The organism is Streptomyces sp. NPDC047974, from assembly GCF_040653375.1.
Classification (GTDB): domain Bacteria; phylum Actinomycetota; class Actinomycetes; order Streptomycetales; family Streptomycetaceae; genus Streptomyces.
On sequence record NZ_JBEZNU010000012.1, the window covers coordinates 81,449 to 94,528 of the forward strand.

Consider the following 13,080-nt stretch of genomic DNA (forward strand, 5'->3'; position numbering starts at 1 on the left):
GAAGGCGTCAGGAGACGCTGGTGAACGTGGTGCCCTCGCCCGCGTACAGCGAGGTCGACTGCCGGGTGAAGGGGGAGGTGACCGTCCCGTTGGAGCGGTACACGTACGTGCCGCCGGCTCCGTAGGCGATCAGGTCGGGGCGGCCGTCGTTGTCGACGTCCCCGGCGCCGACGAGCTGGCTGAACTTCTGCCAGCCGCCGCCGATCTGGCGGCGTGCGGTGAAGGTGCCGTCGCCCTTGCCGAGGTAGAGCCAGAGGACGCCGTCCTTGTCGCGGGCGACGAGGTCGCCGCCGGAGGCGCCGGCGATGTTGCCGACGGCGGTGATCTGGTTGTAGATCTGCCAGCCGCCGCCGACCTTCACGCGCGGCTTGTAGGGCTTCGCCGTCTCGTCGGTGCCCGCGTAGAACCACAGGACGCCGGAGGTGTCGGTGGCGACGAGGTCGGCGCGCCCGTCGCCGTTCAGGTCGGACCCGCCGGTGATCTTGTCGTAGATCTGCCAGCCGCCGCCCACCTGGGCGCGCCGGCCGAAGGTGCCGTCGCCCATGCCGAGGTAGGTCCAGAGCATGCCGGTGCCGTCGACGGCGACCAGGTCGCCGTGGGGAATGCCGCCGAGGCTTCCGACGGCCTCGATGTGCTTGTACGTGTTCCACCCGCCGCCGATCTCGACGCGCTCGGACGGCTTCGTCACGCCGTCCACCGGCTTGTCCCACAGGTCGTCGCGCCACAGGACGCCGTTGGCGTCGCGGGCGAGGACATCGGTGGAACCGTTGCCGGTGAAGTCGTGCGGGTTGGCGTCGCGGCCGATGCTCAGGACGCCCTGGAAGGTGACCGGGGCCGCGCTGCCGTCGAGGAGGACGGCCTTGGCCTCCATGTCGTAGTCGCCGTTCGGCGCGTCCCTGTTCCCGGCCACCGCGTTCCACTCGAAGAGGAAGCGGGTGCCGGTGGCGGGAGCCTGCAGGCGCTCGGCGTACGTCCTGCCGGTGGTCCGGTGGACGAGCTTGACGTCGATGTACGCGTCGCGCCGGGACAGGGTCCAGGCCATCACGACCCGGCCGCCGGTCCTGTCCAGCTGCACCACGCCGTTCGGGACCTCGGCCAGGCCGAAGGACAGCGGCACCGCCGGGCCCGCCACCTTGGTGAGGGCGAAGGTGCCGTCGGCCGCCGGCGCGACCCTGAACAGGCCCTTGCCGTCGGCGGTCGTCTCGCCCCGCAGGATCAGGGTGCCGTCGCCGAGGGGCGCCGCCGCGGACCCCCGGGGGGCGAGCTCGCGGGTCTCGCCGGTGGTCAGGTCGAGCGCCGTCACGGGCTTCGTGGGGTCGCCGTACACCAGCCAGGAGCCGGCGAGTCCGGCGTAGGCCTCGCTGTCCCGGGCGCCGAGGACGGTCTTCCTCCGCTCCTTCGTCGCCCGGTCGACCGAGGTGATGTACAGGCCGGAGGCGCTGTCGTAGTCGAGCCAGGCCACGTGGGAGTCGGAGAACTGCAGCGAGCTGAAGTCGTAGCCGGACTCGGCGGACTCGTACGTCTCCGACACCGTCCCGGCCGCCACGTCGACGACGGCCCGGCCGCCGGTCCTGGCGCCCTCCGGCCCCGTCGCGTACCCGACGAGCGCGGTGCCGTCCTGGACGTCGGAGGCCAGGAACTCGGTGGCGTCCGCCGGCAGGCCCTCGACCTTCCGGTGGGTCGTCTCGGCGCCCTGCTTGGTCACGACGTGGAGCTCCGTCGCGCCCTCGGCGGTCGTCAGCTGCGCGAGCACGCTGTCCGGGCCGGCGACGGCGACGTAGCGGCCGTTCAGCGGGGCGAGGTCGATGTCGACGGCGGGGGCGGCGGGATCGGCCATGTTCCGCAGGGTCAGCGCGGTCATCTCGGCGGTCCAGCCGGCATTGCCGAGGACGACCACGTCACCGCCGCCGAGGCTCCATCCCTCGGGCTCGCCCAGCGGCGTCGGGGCGCCTCCGTCGAACGGCGTCCACAGCAGCTTCCTGCTGCCGTCGCGGTCGAAGGAGTACGTGAGGAAACCGGCGGGCGAGACGCCCCCGAGGTCGGCGCCCTCCGGCAGGACGGGCAGGGACCCGGTCTGCTCGGCCGCGCCGGCGGCGACCGCGGCCGGCGCGGCCGCGAAGGCGCTCGGCGCGCCGGCCAGGACACCGGCGCCGAGCGACGTCACGGCGAGGACGGCGGCGACGGCGGTGGCGAGACGGGCGGAGCCGACGGTGCGGTGCAGCAAGTGAAACCCCCACGAGGAAGACCGGGCACGGCACGTGCGTACGTGCCGTGCCCGGTCAGACTCACGAGGGGATCGAGTGGTTGTACGAGTCGCCCTGCGACTCGCCGCTCACCGTTCGTTTCTCGTTCGGACGAGGTTCGGACGAGGTTCGGGAGGGGTGCGGGCGGAGTGCGGGCGGGCTCAGGCGACGTGGTTGTACACGGCACCCGCGAGGAGGTCCGTGAGCGCCTTCGCGCGGAAGGGCCGACGCCAGTCCCCGGTGCCGCTGTACAGGTAGACCCGGTGGGAGGCCGGGTCGTGGGCGAGGAGGTCGTTCCGGCCGTCGTGGTCGACGTCCCCCGCCCCGACCAGCCGGCCGTACACCTGCCAGCCGCCGCCGATCTGCTTGCGGGCGGCGTAGGTGCCGTCGCCCTTGCCGAGGTAGAGCCACAGCACGCCGGCCCTGTCGCGGGCGACGAGGTCGCCGCCCGCCGCGCCGCCGATGTCGCCGACGGCGGTGAGCCGGTCGTAGATGCCCCACCCGGTGCCGATCTGCCTGCGCGGCTTGTAGGGGGTGCCGACCTGCCGGGTGCCCTCGTAGAGGAAGAGCCGGCCGGCCGTGTCGATGGCGACGAGGTCGGGGCTGCCGTCCCCGGTCAGGTCGCTGCCGCCGGCGAGCTTGTCGTACGTCTGCCAGCCGCCGCCGACCCTCGTCCGGGGGTGGAACCCGCCCTTGCCGTCGGACTCGTGCAGCCAGAGGACGCCGGCCGTGTCCCGCGCGACGACGTCCGCGGAGAAACCGGCTCCGACGGCGTCGCCGACGACCTCGATCTTGTTGTACGTCCCCCAGCCGGTGCTCACGGACGCCCGGCTCCGGCCGTCGTGGGCGCTGTCCCGCCACAGCGTCCCCGAGGCGTCCCGGCCGAGCAGGTCCGGGTAGCCGTCGGCGTCGACGTCGTGGACGAACGCGCCGGGAGCGGCGCTGCGCGCCAGGAGCGCGACGACGGGCCTGCCGAGCGCGTCGAGGGCGACCCGGTGGACACCGGCCGTCCCCGCCCGGCTGCCCTGGACGACGACGGCCGTGCCGTCGGGCGCGGCGAGCACGGTGTCCGCGCGCTGGAAGAGGGCGACCGTCTCGCCGGTCTTCAGGTGCCGGGCCGAGCCCCCGTACAGGAGCCAGTCGCCGAGCAGCCCGAGCGGAAGGGAGGCGGTCGTGGAGGTCACGGGGACGACGGTGTCCGCCCCGGTGGCCCGGTCGCGGACCACCACGCGGCGCGGGGTGGTGGAGGTGGCCGGCTCGGTCCACGCCACCCGGGTCGCCGAGACGGCCTCCACGCGCGCGTACGTCTCCTTGACGGTCGCGGTGGCCAGATCGAGGATCCCGACCCGCTGCTCCCCGGCGGCGGTCCGGTGGTCGAGCAGCCCGAGCGCGTCGGTGCCCGGGCGCACTGCGTCGTACACGGCCCCCTCGGGCAGCCCCGTGATCAGGCGGGGAGCGGCGTCCTTCGTGTCGATCCACAGGCGGCCGCCCGTGCCGCGCTGGACGAGGGCCGAACCGGCGGTGCCCGCGTATTCGGCGTCCAGGGTGTCGGGCAGCGGCTCCGCGCCGAAGCCCTCCCCCGTCGCCATGTTCCGGGCCGACCCGTAGTACCCGTCCTCCGACCGGACCACCATGTCGCCGGAGGCCGTGGTGATCCCCTCGAAGTACACGAAGGTGTAGTCCCGGTGGCTGCCGCCCGCGTACGGGATCCAGCGGAAAACGCCGTAGTCGCGGTCGCGGGGGTCGAGGTAGACGATGAAGCCCTGCGCGCCCGCGCCGCGCAGTACGGTGCCGGGCGGGATCGAGCGGACCGGGCCCACGGTCGTCGAACCGGCCGACGCGGTCGCCGCCGGCGCGGCGAGCACGGCGGGCGCGGTGAGCACGCCCGCGCCGGTGGTCAGCGCCAGGACCGCGGCGACGGCGGTGGCGAGCCGGGTGGTGGCGGTGCGGTAGTGCAAGGGAGACCTCCGGGGAGAGGACCGGGCACGGACGTGCCGTGCCGGTCGGACGTTCCGGTCGGGCGGAAGGCCGTACGGGAAGGCCGTACGGGAAGGACGACGGATCAGCCGTGGAGGTCGTACGTCGCGCGGTCCGGATGCCACGGGACCTTGAAGAGGGGCGTGGCCTTCCTGGTCGGGTCGGCCTCTGCCGCCGCCGGGCCGACCTCTGCTGCGGGCGATGGACAAGGGTCCTCCAGGAGCCGATCGGCAGCCGTACTGCCGTGAGGGGACGGGAGGTTGACTCCTGGTGGACGGAAAGGGTTGTACGCCCGCGGAAAGGGCTGTACGCCCGCGAGCCCGCCCTCGGCCGCGTCACCGGCCCCGGCGGTCAGGAGACGAGGGCGTACGCGCCCCCCCCGGGAGGGCGCCGTCGGCCACCGGCCCGAGGCAGCCGATCGGCCCGCACACCGGTGCGGGCCGATCGGTCGGACAGCCGGGCGGGACCGAAGGTCGTCCGCGCCGCCGGGAGGCTCGCGTCAGCCCCGCCGCTCCACCACCCCCCGCACGTACGCCGCCTGCCCCGCGTGCTGGAGGTCCTCCGCGATCACCGAGACCAGCCGGACGCCGAGGGTGACCGGCGGGTCCCAGGCGGTGTCGACGACCCGGTCCAGGTCCGCGTTCGTGACGGGGGCGAGGAGCGTGGCCGTCCGGTCGTGGACGGCGTCGTGGTAGCCGAGCAGCAGCTCCGCCGACGCCCGTACGGCTCCGACCTGCGCGGACGTATGGCCGTAACCGGTCGCGGACGGCGGGAACGGCAGGCCGAAGCGGTCCCGCCAGCCGTCGGAGCGCCACAGCTGCTCCGTCCCGTAGGCGCCCGCCAGATGGTCGTCCTGGATGCGGGTGAGGTGCCAGACGAGCCAGGCGATCGAGTTGGCGTCCGGGTCGATCCGGGCGGCGAGGTCGTCCTCGCCGAGGCCCTTCACGGCCTCGTGGACGGCCTCCCGGATCCTGCCGAAGGAGTCGAGCAGCAGACCGGCACTGTTCATCACGCCCCCTTGGGGTCGCGCGCCTCCCGCCACCGGGCCAGCTCCGCCTCGACGTCGAAGGGCGTCAGACGGAGCGGCGGTCCGGCCGGCGGGCGGCGCAGGGCTTCCGCGATCTTGGTGTTGATCTCGCCGAGGATCCGCCGGACCTGGGCCTCCGAGACGGCCGCCGCGACCGCCTCCGCCGCCTCCTCGGCCTCCTTGCGCAGCCGGAGGGCGGCCGGCAGCGCCGCCATGCCCTCGCGGTGCATCTTCTGCTTGATCCACCACAGCTCGTCGTAGGGCGCGGTGTCGTCGGGGAGGGGCTTTCCGAAGCCGGAGAGACGGCGGAACTCGCCGCGCTCGGCCGCCTCCCGGATCTGCTTGTCGACGAAGGACTCGAAGCTGACACCGGGCGGTTTCCGTTCGGTCATGTGTCCAGCGTACGTATCGGGGCCGGGTCGCATGTGGTGAACGCCGTCTACTGCGGCGGCCGGTCTTCCGGCACCCTGTGGTCGGTCAACGCGCGTAAACCCCTGCCACCTCACGTCCCGGAGGACGCATGCGTCACCTGCGTACGACGAAGACCGCCGCCCGGATCCCCGCTGTCGGCGCCCTGCTCGCCCTGCTCGCCGGGCTGCTCACGGTCCTCGGCACGGCCGGCACCGCGCACGCCGCGCCGCTCTTCAAGGCCCCGTTCCCCTGTGGCCAGAAATGGACGTACAGCCACCATTCGGCCGAGGTCCGCCAGGCCCTGGACTTCGTCCGCTCCGACGGCGGCGCCACCGCCGGCGCCCCCGTCCTGGCCTCGGCCTCCGGCACCGCCTACCGCTACGCGCAGCCCTCCGGCGCCGGGAACTACATCGTGGTCGACCACGGCGGCGGCTGGAAGACGTACTACTTCCACCTGAACGCCTACTCGGTCGCGAACGGCGCCGCCGTCGCCCAGGGCCAGCAGATCGGCACCACCGGCTCCACCGGCAACAGCTCCGGCGCCCACATCCACTACGAGCAGCTCTACAACGGCGTCGGCCAGACCATCGTGATCAACGGGGTCTCCCTCGCGCCCTACCCGGGCTCGTACGGCTCCAAGCACCTGACCAGCGACAACGGCTGCTCGGGCGGGGGCGGCGGAAAGTACTGGGTGGACACCTTCGCCAACGCCACCGGCTACGCCGCCGCCAACACGAACGACCCCCAGGGCGTCCTGAACGCCGGCACGAACTACGTCTACTGCAAGGTCTGGGGCCAGGAGATCCGCGACGCCTCCGGCAACTACAACCACTGGTGGCTCCGCACCGACCTGGACACCGTCTACTCCGGCAAGAACGGCTACGGCGCGTACGTCTCGGCGTACTACCTCTCCCGCTGGGGCAACGACGAGGCACGCGACAACAACGGCACCGTGATCCCCACCTGCTGAGCCGTCCCGGAGCGAAACGGGCAGGAGCCCCGCTCGTGCCGCACCTGCGGCACGGAGCGGGGCTCCTTGGGTACTGCTCTAGAAGATCGAGATCGCCACTACGGCGTTCAGATCGTGGTGACGTTCTCCGCCTGCGGACCCTTCGGGCCCTGCGTGACGTCGAAGCTCACCTGCTGGTTCTCCTCAAGCGAACGGAAGCCGTTCGCGTTGATCGCGGAGTAGTGGACGAAGACATCCGGGCCGCCGCCTTCCTGGGCGATGAAGCCAAAGCCCTTTTCAGCGTTGAACCACTTGACGGTTCCGGTAGCCATGAGCCCTCCTATGGGCCAAAGGGTCGCCCTGCTCCAGAACCTGCAAACAAGTCTGAAAACTACAAAAGCCTGCGGGTCACATGCTCCGCAGGCTCTGTACTGCAAGGGAAACCAAACTGCAACTTGCGTCGAGCGTAGCACGCAGTGTGCACGCAGCGATAGAGGGAAAGATCACGTCACTCTCATGTTTGATCCGATCTCTCACGCGCTGAAGCGACGACCCGATCCGTCCCGGTGTGCCCCGCCGATGTCCACCGTACGAGACGGGGCTAGCCTCGCGATGTGGACCATGCAAACGAGAACGGCGAGAGCCCGCGCAGCCGGCCCCGGGTCGGGCACATCCAGTTCCTGAACTGCCTGCCCCTCTACTGGGGCCTCGCCAGGACCGGGACGCTCCTCGACCTGGAGCTGACCAAGGACACCCCGGAGAAGCTGAGCGAGCGGCTCGTCCGGGGCGATCTGGACATCGGCCCCATCACCCTCGTCGAGTACCTCCGCAACGCCGGCGAGCTCGTCGCCCTCCCCGACATCGCGGTCGGCTGCGACGGTCCCGTCATGTCCTGCGTGATCGTCTCCCAGCGCCCCCTGGAGGAGCTGGACGGCGCCCGCGTGGCCCTCGGCTCCACCTCCCGCACCTCGGTCCGGCTGGCCCAGCTGCTGCTCGCGGAGCGGTACGGGGTCGAGCCGGCGTACTACACCTGCCCGCCCGACCTGGGGCTGATGATGCAGGAGGCCGAGGCGGCGGTGCTCATCGGCGACGCCGCCCTGCGGGCCTCGCTGCACGACGCGCCCCGGCTCGGGCTCCAGGTCCACGACCTCGGCCTCATGTGGAAGGAGTGGACGGGGCTGCCCTTCGTCTTCGCCGTCTGGGCGGCCCGCAAGGACTACCTGGCGCGCGAGCCGGAGACCGTCCACGACGTCCACCGGGCCTTCCTCGCCTCCCGCGACCTCTCCCTCGACGAGGTCACCAAGGTGGCGGAACAGGCGGCCCGCTGGGAGGCATTCGACGCGGAACTGCTCGAACGGTACTTCCGCACGCTCGACTTCCGCTTCGGCCCCGAGCAACTCGCCGGAGTAAGGGAGTTCGCCCGCCGCACCGGACCCACGACCGGCTTTCCGGCGGACGTCGCCGTCGATCTGCTGCCGCCGGAATAGGAACCCCGCCCGGGGCACTCCGCCACCCCGGGCAATTCACCCCGGCAATTCCCGCCCGGCGTCCGCGGCGCGCGCTCCCATTCCTCCCACGGGAATCGCGCAATTGAGCGTTCACCGGAAATTCACGCGGGCACGGACCCCGGCCCGGTCCCGCACCGCCGCTGGCGTACGCTGGTTCGGTCCGTCGACAAGCCTCCGAAAGGGACGAAACGGTGACCGAGAAGGCCGAGCTCCAGTCTGTTCTCGACCGTGCCGCCGCAGGCGGTCGCATCACCCCCGAGGAGGCGCTCGACCTGTACCGCTCGGCGCCCCTGCACGCGCTCGGCGCGGCGGCCGACGCCGTGCGCCGCCGCCGCTACGCCGGTACCGAGCACATCGCGACGTACATCATCGAGCGGAACATCAACTACACCAACGTCTGTGTGACGGCCTGCAAGTTCTGCGCCTTCTACGCCGCCCCCAAGGACACCAAGAAGGGCTGGACCCGCGACCTCGACGACATCCTGCGCCGCTGCGCGGAGACCGTCGAGCTCGGCGGCACCCAGATCATGTTCCAGGGCGGCCACCACCCGGACTACGGCGTCGAGTACTACGAGAAGCACTTCGCGGCCATCAAGAAGGACTTCCCGCAGCTCGTCATCCACTCCCTCGGCGCCTCCGAGGTCGAGCACATGGCCCGCATCTCCGGCGTCTCCGTCGAGGAGGCCATCACCCGCATCCACGCCGCCGGCCTCGACTCCTTCGCCGGCGCCGGCGCGGAGCTGCTCCCCGAGCGCCCCCGCAAGGCCATCGCGCCGCTCAAGGAGTCCGGCGAGCGCTGGCTGGAGATCATGGAGATCGCCCACAAGCTGGGCGTCGAGTCGACCTCCACCATGCTCATGGGCACCGGCGAGACCAACGCCGAGCGGATCGAGCACCTGCGGATGATCCGCGACGTGCAGGACCGCACCGGTGGCTTCCGGGCCTTCATCCCGTACACGTACCAGCCCGAGAACAACCACCTCAAGGGCCGCACCCAGGCCACCCTCTTCGAGTACCTGCGGATGATCGCGATCGCCCGCCTCTTCCTCGACAACGTCGCCCACATCCAGGGCTCCTGGCTGACCACCGGCAAGGAGGTCGGCCAGCTCTCCCTGCACTACGGCGCCGACGACCTCGGCTCGATCATGCTGGAGGAGAACGTCGTCTCCTCCGCCGGTGCCAAGCACCGCTCCAACCGCCTGGAGATCATCGACCTGATCCGCAAGGCCGGCCGCGTCCCCGCCCAGCGCTCCACCACCTACGAGCACCTCGCCGTCCACGACGACCCGGCGAACGACCCGGTCGACGACCGCGTCGCCTCCCACATCTCGTCCGTGGCGATCGAGGGCGGCACCGCCCACCCCGAGCTCAAGCTCCTCGACGCGAACTGAGGCACTCCTTGCTCACCCTGCACGCCGCCGACGGGTCGCCGGAGACCGCCGTCCTCGTCGACGGCGCGCGGATCGCCGCCGTCGGCCCGTACGAGGAGCTGGCCGAGCTCCACCAGGACGCCCGCCTCCGCCGCTGGCCCGGCATCCTGCTCCCCGGCCTGCTCAACCCGTACGCCCCCGAGCTCCTGGAGCGGACCTACCACCCGGACCCGCGCGAGGCCGACACGTACGGCACCGCGCCGATCACCGGCGAGCGGGCGGCGGAGCTCCTGCGCTCCGACCCCGCCCGCCTCGGCGCCAGCGCCCGCCGGGGCGTCCAGCGGATGCTCGCCCACGGCACGGTCGCCGTCGCGGGGGAGCTGCGGTCGAGGGCGGCCCAGGACGCGGTCCGCCGCGCCGGCCTGGCGGTCGGACAGCGCCCGCCGAACCTCCCCGGCCCCCCGTCCCTCTCCCCGACCCCCCTGATCCTCCTCCCGCGCCTCACCCCCGGCGCCCCCGCCCGCTTCGCCGTCTTCGACGTCCCCACCCCGGCCGACCTCGTCCGCCGGGGGGCTTCGACCTGCGTCGCCACGGTCATCGACGGGCGCCTGGTCCACCGCTCCCGCTGAAGGATCAGCCGCCCACCACGGGCGGCGCCAGCTTCTCCTCCACCGGCCGCGCGTCCGCGTCCTTCACCACGTCGAGGAAGCGCGGGTCCTCGACGACGGCGAACAGCTCCCGCGGGGTCACCGGCGACGACACGCCCTCGGGCTCGACGGAGAGCCGCACGCGGCTCCCGCCGTACGGGAACCGCACGTACGCGGCCAAGGTGCCCGGCTCGTTCGCCGACATCGACAGCAGCTGCGCCTCGTGGTCCCCGTCGAAGACGGCGGTCTCGCACACGATCCTCGGGTCCTTCCTCTCCGGGCACGCGTCGAGGGCGAGGTCGTCGCTCCGCCGCACCGACACGGTCATCCAGAAGGACTCCCCGCCCGCCGCGATCCGGTACGCGTGCACCTTGTCCTTGACCGGCCGGATCTCGGTGACCTTCGCCGGCAGCAGCTCGTCGAGCAGCGCGGCCACGCGCTGCTGGTGGACCGCCCGGCGCTCCCGCTCGGCGGCGGACAGCCCGTCCGGGTTGTCGGGCGGGGTGACGCCAGGCGTCTCCTCCACGACCACCGGGGGATAGCTCGCGTCCGGGTTCACGCTCGGGCTCGCGCTCGCCGCCGGCGACGAGGGCGGGGCGGCCGGCATCGCCGGAGTCGGGCCGTTCCCCGGCAGCAGCGTGAGCCCGAGGGCCCCGGCGGTGACCACGCCGAAAGCGCTCGCCGCGGTGGCGAACCGGGCCCTGGCCCGGCGCCTGCGCCCCTCGCGCACGGCGAGCGGGACCAGATCGGGCAGCGGCGGCAGCTCCTGCGCCGTGCGGTCCAAGGCGTCCCGGAGGGCGGTGGTGTCGTCGTTCACAGCAGACCTCTTCCTCTTCCTCTTCTTCCTCGGGTTCCTCAGAGCGAGAGCCCGGCGTCGGCCAGGCGCACGCGGAGACGGGCCAGCGAGCGCGAGCACTGGCTCTTCACGGTCGCCTCGCTGCACCGCAGCAGCGCGGCCACGGAGGCCACGCTCTGGTCGTCCCAGTAGCGCAGCACCACCATGGCCCGGGCCCTCGGCGGCAGTTCGGCGAGCGCGGCGAGCAGCGTCACCCGCAGCTCCGGCTGATCGGCGGCGGGCTCCCGCACGGTGCCGCCGGTGCGGGTGAGGACCAGCAGGTCCCGCAGCCGCCTGCGCCGCTCGGCCAGGAAGGTCCGGGTCAGCACGGTCTTGGCGTAGGCGTGCGGATGCTCGGCCGCCCCCGCCTTCCGCCAGTGCTGGTAGAGCTTCGCCAGCGTCGTCTGGGTCAGGTCCCGCGCGTGCTCCGCGTCCCCGCAGAGCAGGTACGCCGTCCGGTACAGCCGCTGCTGCGCCGTCCGCGCGAACTCCTCGAAGCCGGCCGCCGACCTCACGTCCGGCACCCGGACCGCCCGTGGGTCCACCTCGGTCGTCACTGCCATCGCACTCCCGCTCTCCTCGCCGTCGTGTGCGTGTGTCCGACCGTCCTTGAGCACCCGCGCCGCCGAAAGGTTGAAGCGGTACGGGAAGAGATTCGGGCGGCTGCTTGAATGGGACGCGTGACCCGAGCCAATCTGGACAAGCAGCCGCACGAAGTCGCCTCCATGTTCGACGACGTGGCGGCCAACTACGACCTCACCAACGACGTGCTGTCGCTCGGCCAGGACCGCAGATGGCGCAAGGAGGTCGCCAGGGCGGTCGACGCGCGGCCCGCGCAGAAGATCCTCGACCTCGCCGCCGGCACGGCCACCTCCTCGCAGCCCTTCGCGCGCGCGGGCGCGTACGTCGTCCCCTGCGACTTCTCCCTCGGCATGCTCCGGGTCGGCAAGCAGCGGCACCCGTGGATGCCCTTCACGGCGGGCGACGGCACGAAGCTGCCCTTCCGGGACGACGTCTTCGACGCGGTGACGATCTCCTTCGGCCTCCGCAACATCCAGGACACCGAGCAGGCGCTGCGCGAGCTGTACCGCGTGACGAAGCCCGGCGGCCGGGTCGTGATCTCGGAGTTCTCCCACCCCACGTGGGCCCCGTTCCGCACGGTGTACGAGGAGTACCTGATGCGCGCCCTGCCGCCGGTGGCCCGGGCCGTCTCCTCCAACCCCGACGCGTACGTCTACCTCGCCGAGTCCATCCAGTCCTGGCCGGACCAGCCCACCCTCGCGGGCCTCCTCCGGAAGGCCGGCTGGTCGAAGGTCGCCTGGCGCAACCTCACCGGCGGCATCGTCGCCCTCCACCGCGGCTTCAAGGCGGAGTAGCGGGGCGGGACCACGGGCGGGGGAGGAGCGCGCGGCGCGTACGCACACGAGTACGCGGCTGAGTACCCGCACCGATGCGGCGAGGCCCCGGCCCGCCGGACGATCGGCACATGCGCCTCCGTATCCCGTTCCGCCCTTCCCGTCCCGTCCGCCGCGCGCTCCTCGGCACCGCCGCCTCGGCCCTCGCCCTCCTCGGCGCGGTCGTGTGGTTCGGCTTCCCGTATCCCGCCGTCGACCCCGACGCGGTCGCCGCCCGGCTGGAGGCGGAGGTCCGGCGGACGTACGACGAGGCGGGGCTGCCGCCGGGCTCCGCCCCGGAGCGGGGCCGGATCGGGACGAGCAGCTGCTACTACCGGGGCCTGCGCTACCTCGCCCACTTCGATCAGGCCCGCCCGGACGTCAGCGGCTTCTCCCTGTCCTGGAGGACCGAAGGCGTCTCCGAGGCCGCGGCCCGCGCGGGCCTGGAACGCACCCGGGCCCGGCTGACGGCCGCGGGGTGGAAGCCCGGCTGGGAGGACGAGCACGACCCGGGGGCCCAGTTCGCGCACCCGGACTCCGGCGACAAGGTGACGGTCGACTGGTACGGGCCGTCGAGCGCGACGGGCACCTACGAGGTGAGCGTGTACGCGGACTGCGGGAAGCTCCCCGACGGCTTCGACCCCGACGCCTGGTCACCGGCCCCTCCGCCTCCGGCGCTCTGACCCGCCCCTTTCGCCTCGCCCCGGGCCGCCCGTCCT

13 protein-coding genes are annotated in these 13,080 nt (G+C 72.7%); 6 read left to right on the forward strand and 7 right to left on the reverse strand.

Annotated elements, in window-relative coordinates:
* Positions 1 to 7 precede the first annotated feature (7 nt).
* The 4 genes from AB0E19_RS18780 to AB0E19_RS18795 all read right to left on the reverse strand — a co-directional run bounded on the left by AB0E19_RS18780 (position 8) and on the right by AB0E19_RS18795 (position 5,639).
* Positions 8 to 2,224: a VCBS repeat-containing protein gene (locus tag AB0E19_RS18780; RefSeq protein ID WP_362180916.1), complete on the reverse strand. Its 2,217-nt coding sequence runs from the start codon at positions 2,222 to 2,224 to the stop codon at positions 8 to 10.
* Between the two features lie 180 nt (positions 2,225 to 2,404).
* Positions 2,405 to 4,201: a VCBS repeat-containing protein gene (locus AB0E19_RS18785; RefSeq protein WP_362180919.1), complete on the reverse strand. Its 1,797-nt coding sequence runs from the start codon at positions 4,199 to 4,201 to the stop codon at positions 2,405 to 2,407.
* Positions 4,202 to 4,719: 518 nt separating this feature from the next.
* Positions 4,720 to 5,229, reverse strand: coding sequence for a DUF664 domain-containing protein (locus AB0E19_RS18790; protein ID WP_362180922.1), 510 nt, complete (start codon positions 5,227 to 5,229; stop codon positions 4,720 to 4,722).
* A complete protein-coding gene (locus AB0E19_RS18795; protein WP_362180925.1) occupies positions 5,229 to 5,639 on the reverse strand; it encodes a DUF1992 domain-containing protein in 411 nt (136 codons plus the stop codon). The genes AB0E19_RS18790 and AB0E19_RS18795 overlap by 1 nt, the downstream gene beginning before the upstream one ends.
* Positions 5,640 to 5,767: 128 nt before the next feature.
* Here AB0E19_RS18795 and AB0E19_RS18800 point away from each other — a divergent pair, with 128 nt between their 5' ends.
* Positions 5,768 to 6,628: a M23 family metallopeptidase gene (locus tag AB0E19_RS18800; protein WP_362180928.1), complete on the forward strand. Its 861-nt coding sequence runs from the start codon at positions 5,768 to 5,770 to the stop codon at positions 6,626 to 6,628.
* Between the two features lie 107 nt (positions 6,629 to 6,735).
* Here the strand turns inward: AB0E19_RS18800 and AB0E19_RS18805 are convergent, their stop codons facing one another.
* Positions 6,736 to 6,939: a cold-shock protein gene (locus AB0E19_RS18805; RefSeq protein ID WP_043227793.1), complete on the reverse strand. Its 204-nt coding sequence runs from the start codon at positions 6,937 to 6,939 to the stop codon at positions 6,736 to 6,738.
* A gap of 282 nt (positions 6,940 to 7,221) precedes the next feature.
* On the opposite strand from AB0E19_RS18805, the gene AB0E19_RS18810 reads away from it, so the two are divergent.
* The 3 genes from AB0E19_RS18810 to AB0E19_RS18820 all read left to right on the forward strand — a co-directional run bounded on the left by AB0E19_RS18810 (position 7,222) and on the right by AB0E19_RS18820 (position 10,114).
* Entirely contained in the window at positions 7,222 to 8,094 is an 873-nt protein-coding gene (locus AB0E19_RS18810; protein WP_362180932.1) for a menaquinone biosynthesis protein, read from the forward strand.
* A 212-nt stretch (positions 8,095 to 8,306) separates the two neighbouring features.
* A complete protein-coding gene (gene mqnC / locus AB0E19_RS18815) occupies positions 8,307 to 9,506 on the forward strand; it encodes a cyclic dehypoxanthinyl futalosine synthase (RefSeq protein ID WP_362180935.1) in 1,200 nt (399 codons plus the stop codon).
* 8 nt (positions 9,507 to 9,514) lie between these two features.
* Complete coding sequence (locus tag AB0E19_RS18820) at positions 9,515 to 10,114, forward strand: hypothetical protein (RefSeq protein WP_362180938.1); 600 nt, start codon at positions 9,515 to 9,517, stop codon at positions 10,112 to 10,114.
* 4 nt (positions 10,115 to 10,118) lie between these two features.
* On the opposite strand, the gene AB0E19_RS18825 is transcribed toward AB0E19_RS18820, so the two are convergent.
* Both AB0E19_RS18825 and AB0E19_RS18830 read right to left on the reverse strand, forming a co-directional pair.
* Positions 10,119 to 10,949: a hypothetical protein gene (locus tag AB0E19_RS18825; RefSeq protein WP_362180941.1), complete on the reverse strand. Its 831-nt coding sequence runs from the start codon at positions 10,947 to 10,949 to the stop codon at positions 10,119 to 10,121.
* 38 nt (positions 10,950 to 10,987) lie between these two features.
* Complete coding sequence (locus AB0E19_RS18830) at positions 10,988 to 11,530, reverse strand: SigE family RNA polymerase sigma factor (RefSeq protein ID WP_362180944.1); 543 nt, start codon at positions 11,528 to 11,530, stop codon at positions 10,988 to 10,990.
* Between the two features lie 117 nt (positions 11,531 to 11,647).
* Between AB0E19_RS18830 and AB0E19_RS18835 the strand changes: the two genes are divergently transcribed.
* Together AB0E19_RS18835 and AB0E19_RS18840 are read left to right on the forward strand one after the other, a co-directional pair.
* Positions 11,648 to 12,343 carry a demethylmenaquinone methyltransferase gene (locus AB0E19_RS18835; RefSeq protein ID WP_362180947.1) on the forward strand — a complete coding sequence of 232 codons (696 nt, stop codon included), beginning with the start codon at positions 11,648 to 11,650 and terminating at the stop codon, positions 12,341 to 12,343.
* A 110-nt stretch (positions 12,344 to 12,453) separates the two neighbouring features.
* Positions 12,454 to 13,044, forward strand: coding sequence for a hypothetical protein (locus AB0E19_RS18840; RefSeq protein WP_362180950.1), 591 nt, complete (start codon positions 12,454 to 12,456; stop codon positions 13,042 to 13,044).
* Positions 13,045 to 13,080: the final 36 nt, after the last annotated feature.

Bases quoted from the DNA above. Each gene is read 5' to 3' on its own strand.
- AB0E19_RS18840 (WP_362180950.1), top strand. From the start codon at position 12,454: ATGCGCCTCCGTATCCCGTTCCGCCCTTCCCGTCCCGTCCGCCGCGCG.
- AB0E19_RS18805 (WP_043227793.1), bottom strand. From the start codon at position 6,939: ATGGCTACCGGAACCGTCAAGTGGTTCAACGCTGAAAAGGGCTTTGGC.
- AB0E19_RS18790 (WP_362180922.1), bottom strand. From the start codon at position 5,229: ATGAACAGTGCCGGTCTGCTGCTCGACTCCTTCGGCAGGATCCGGGAG.
- AB0E19_RS18830 (WP_362180944.1), bottom strand. From the start codon at position 11,530: ATGGCAGTGACGACCGAGGTGGACCCACGGGCGGTCCGGGTGCCGGAC.
- AB0E19_RS18795 (WP_362180925.1), bottom strand. From the start codon at position 5,639: ATGACCGAACGGAAACCGCCCGGTGTCAGCTTCGAGTCCTTCGTCGAC.
- AB0E19_RS18800 (WP_362180928.1), top strand. From the start codon at position 5,768: ATGCGTCACCTGCGTACGACGAAGACCGCCGCCCGGATCCCCGCTGTC.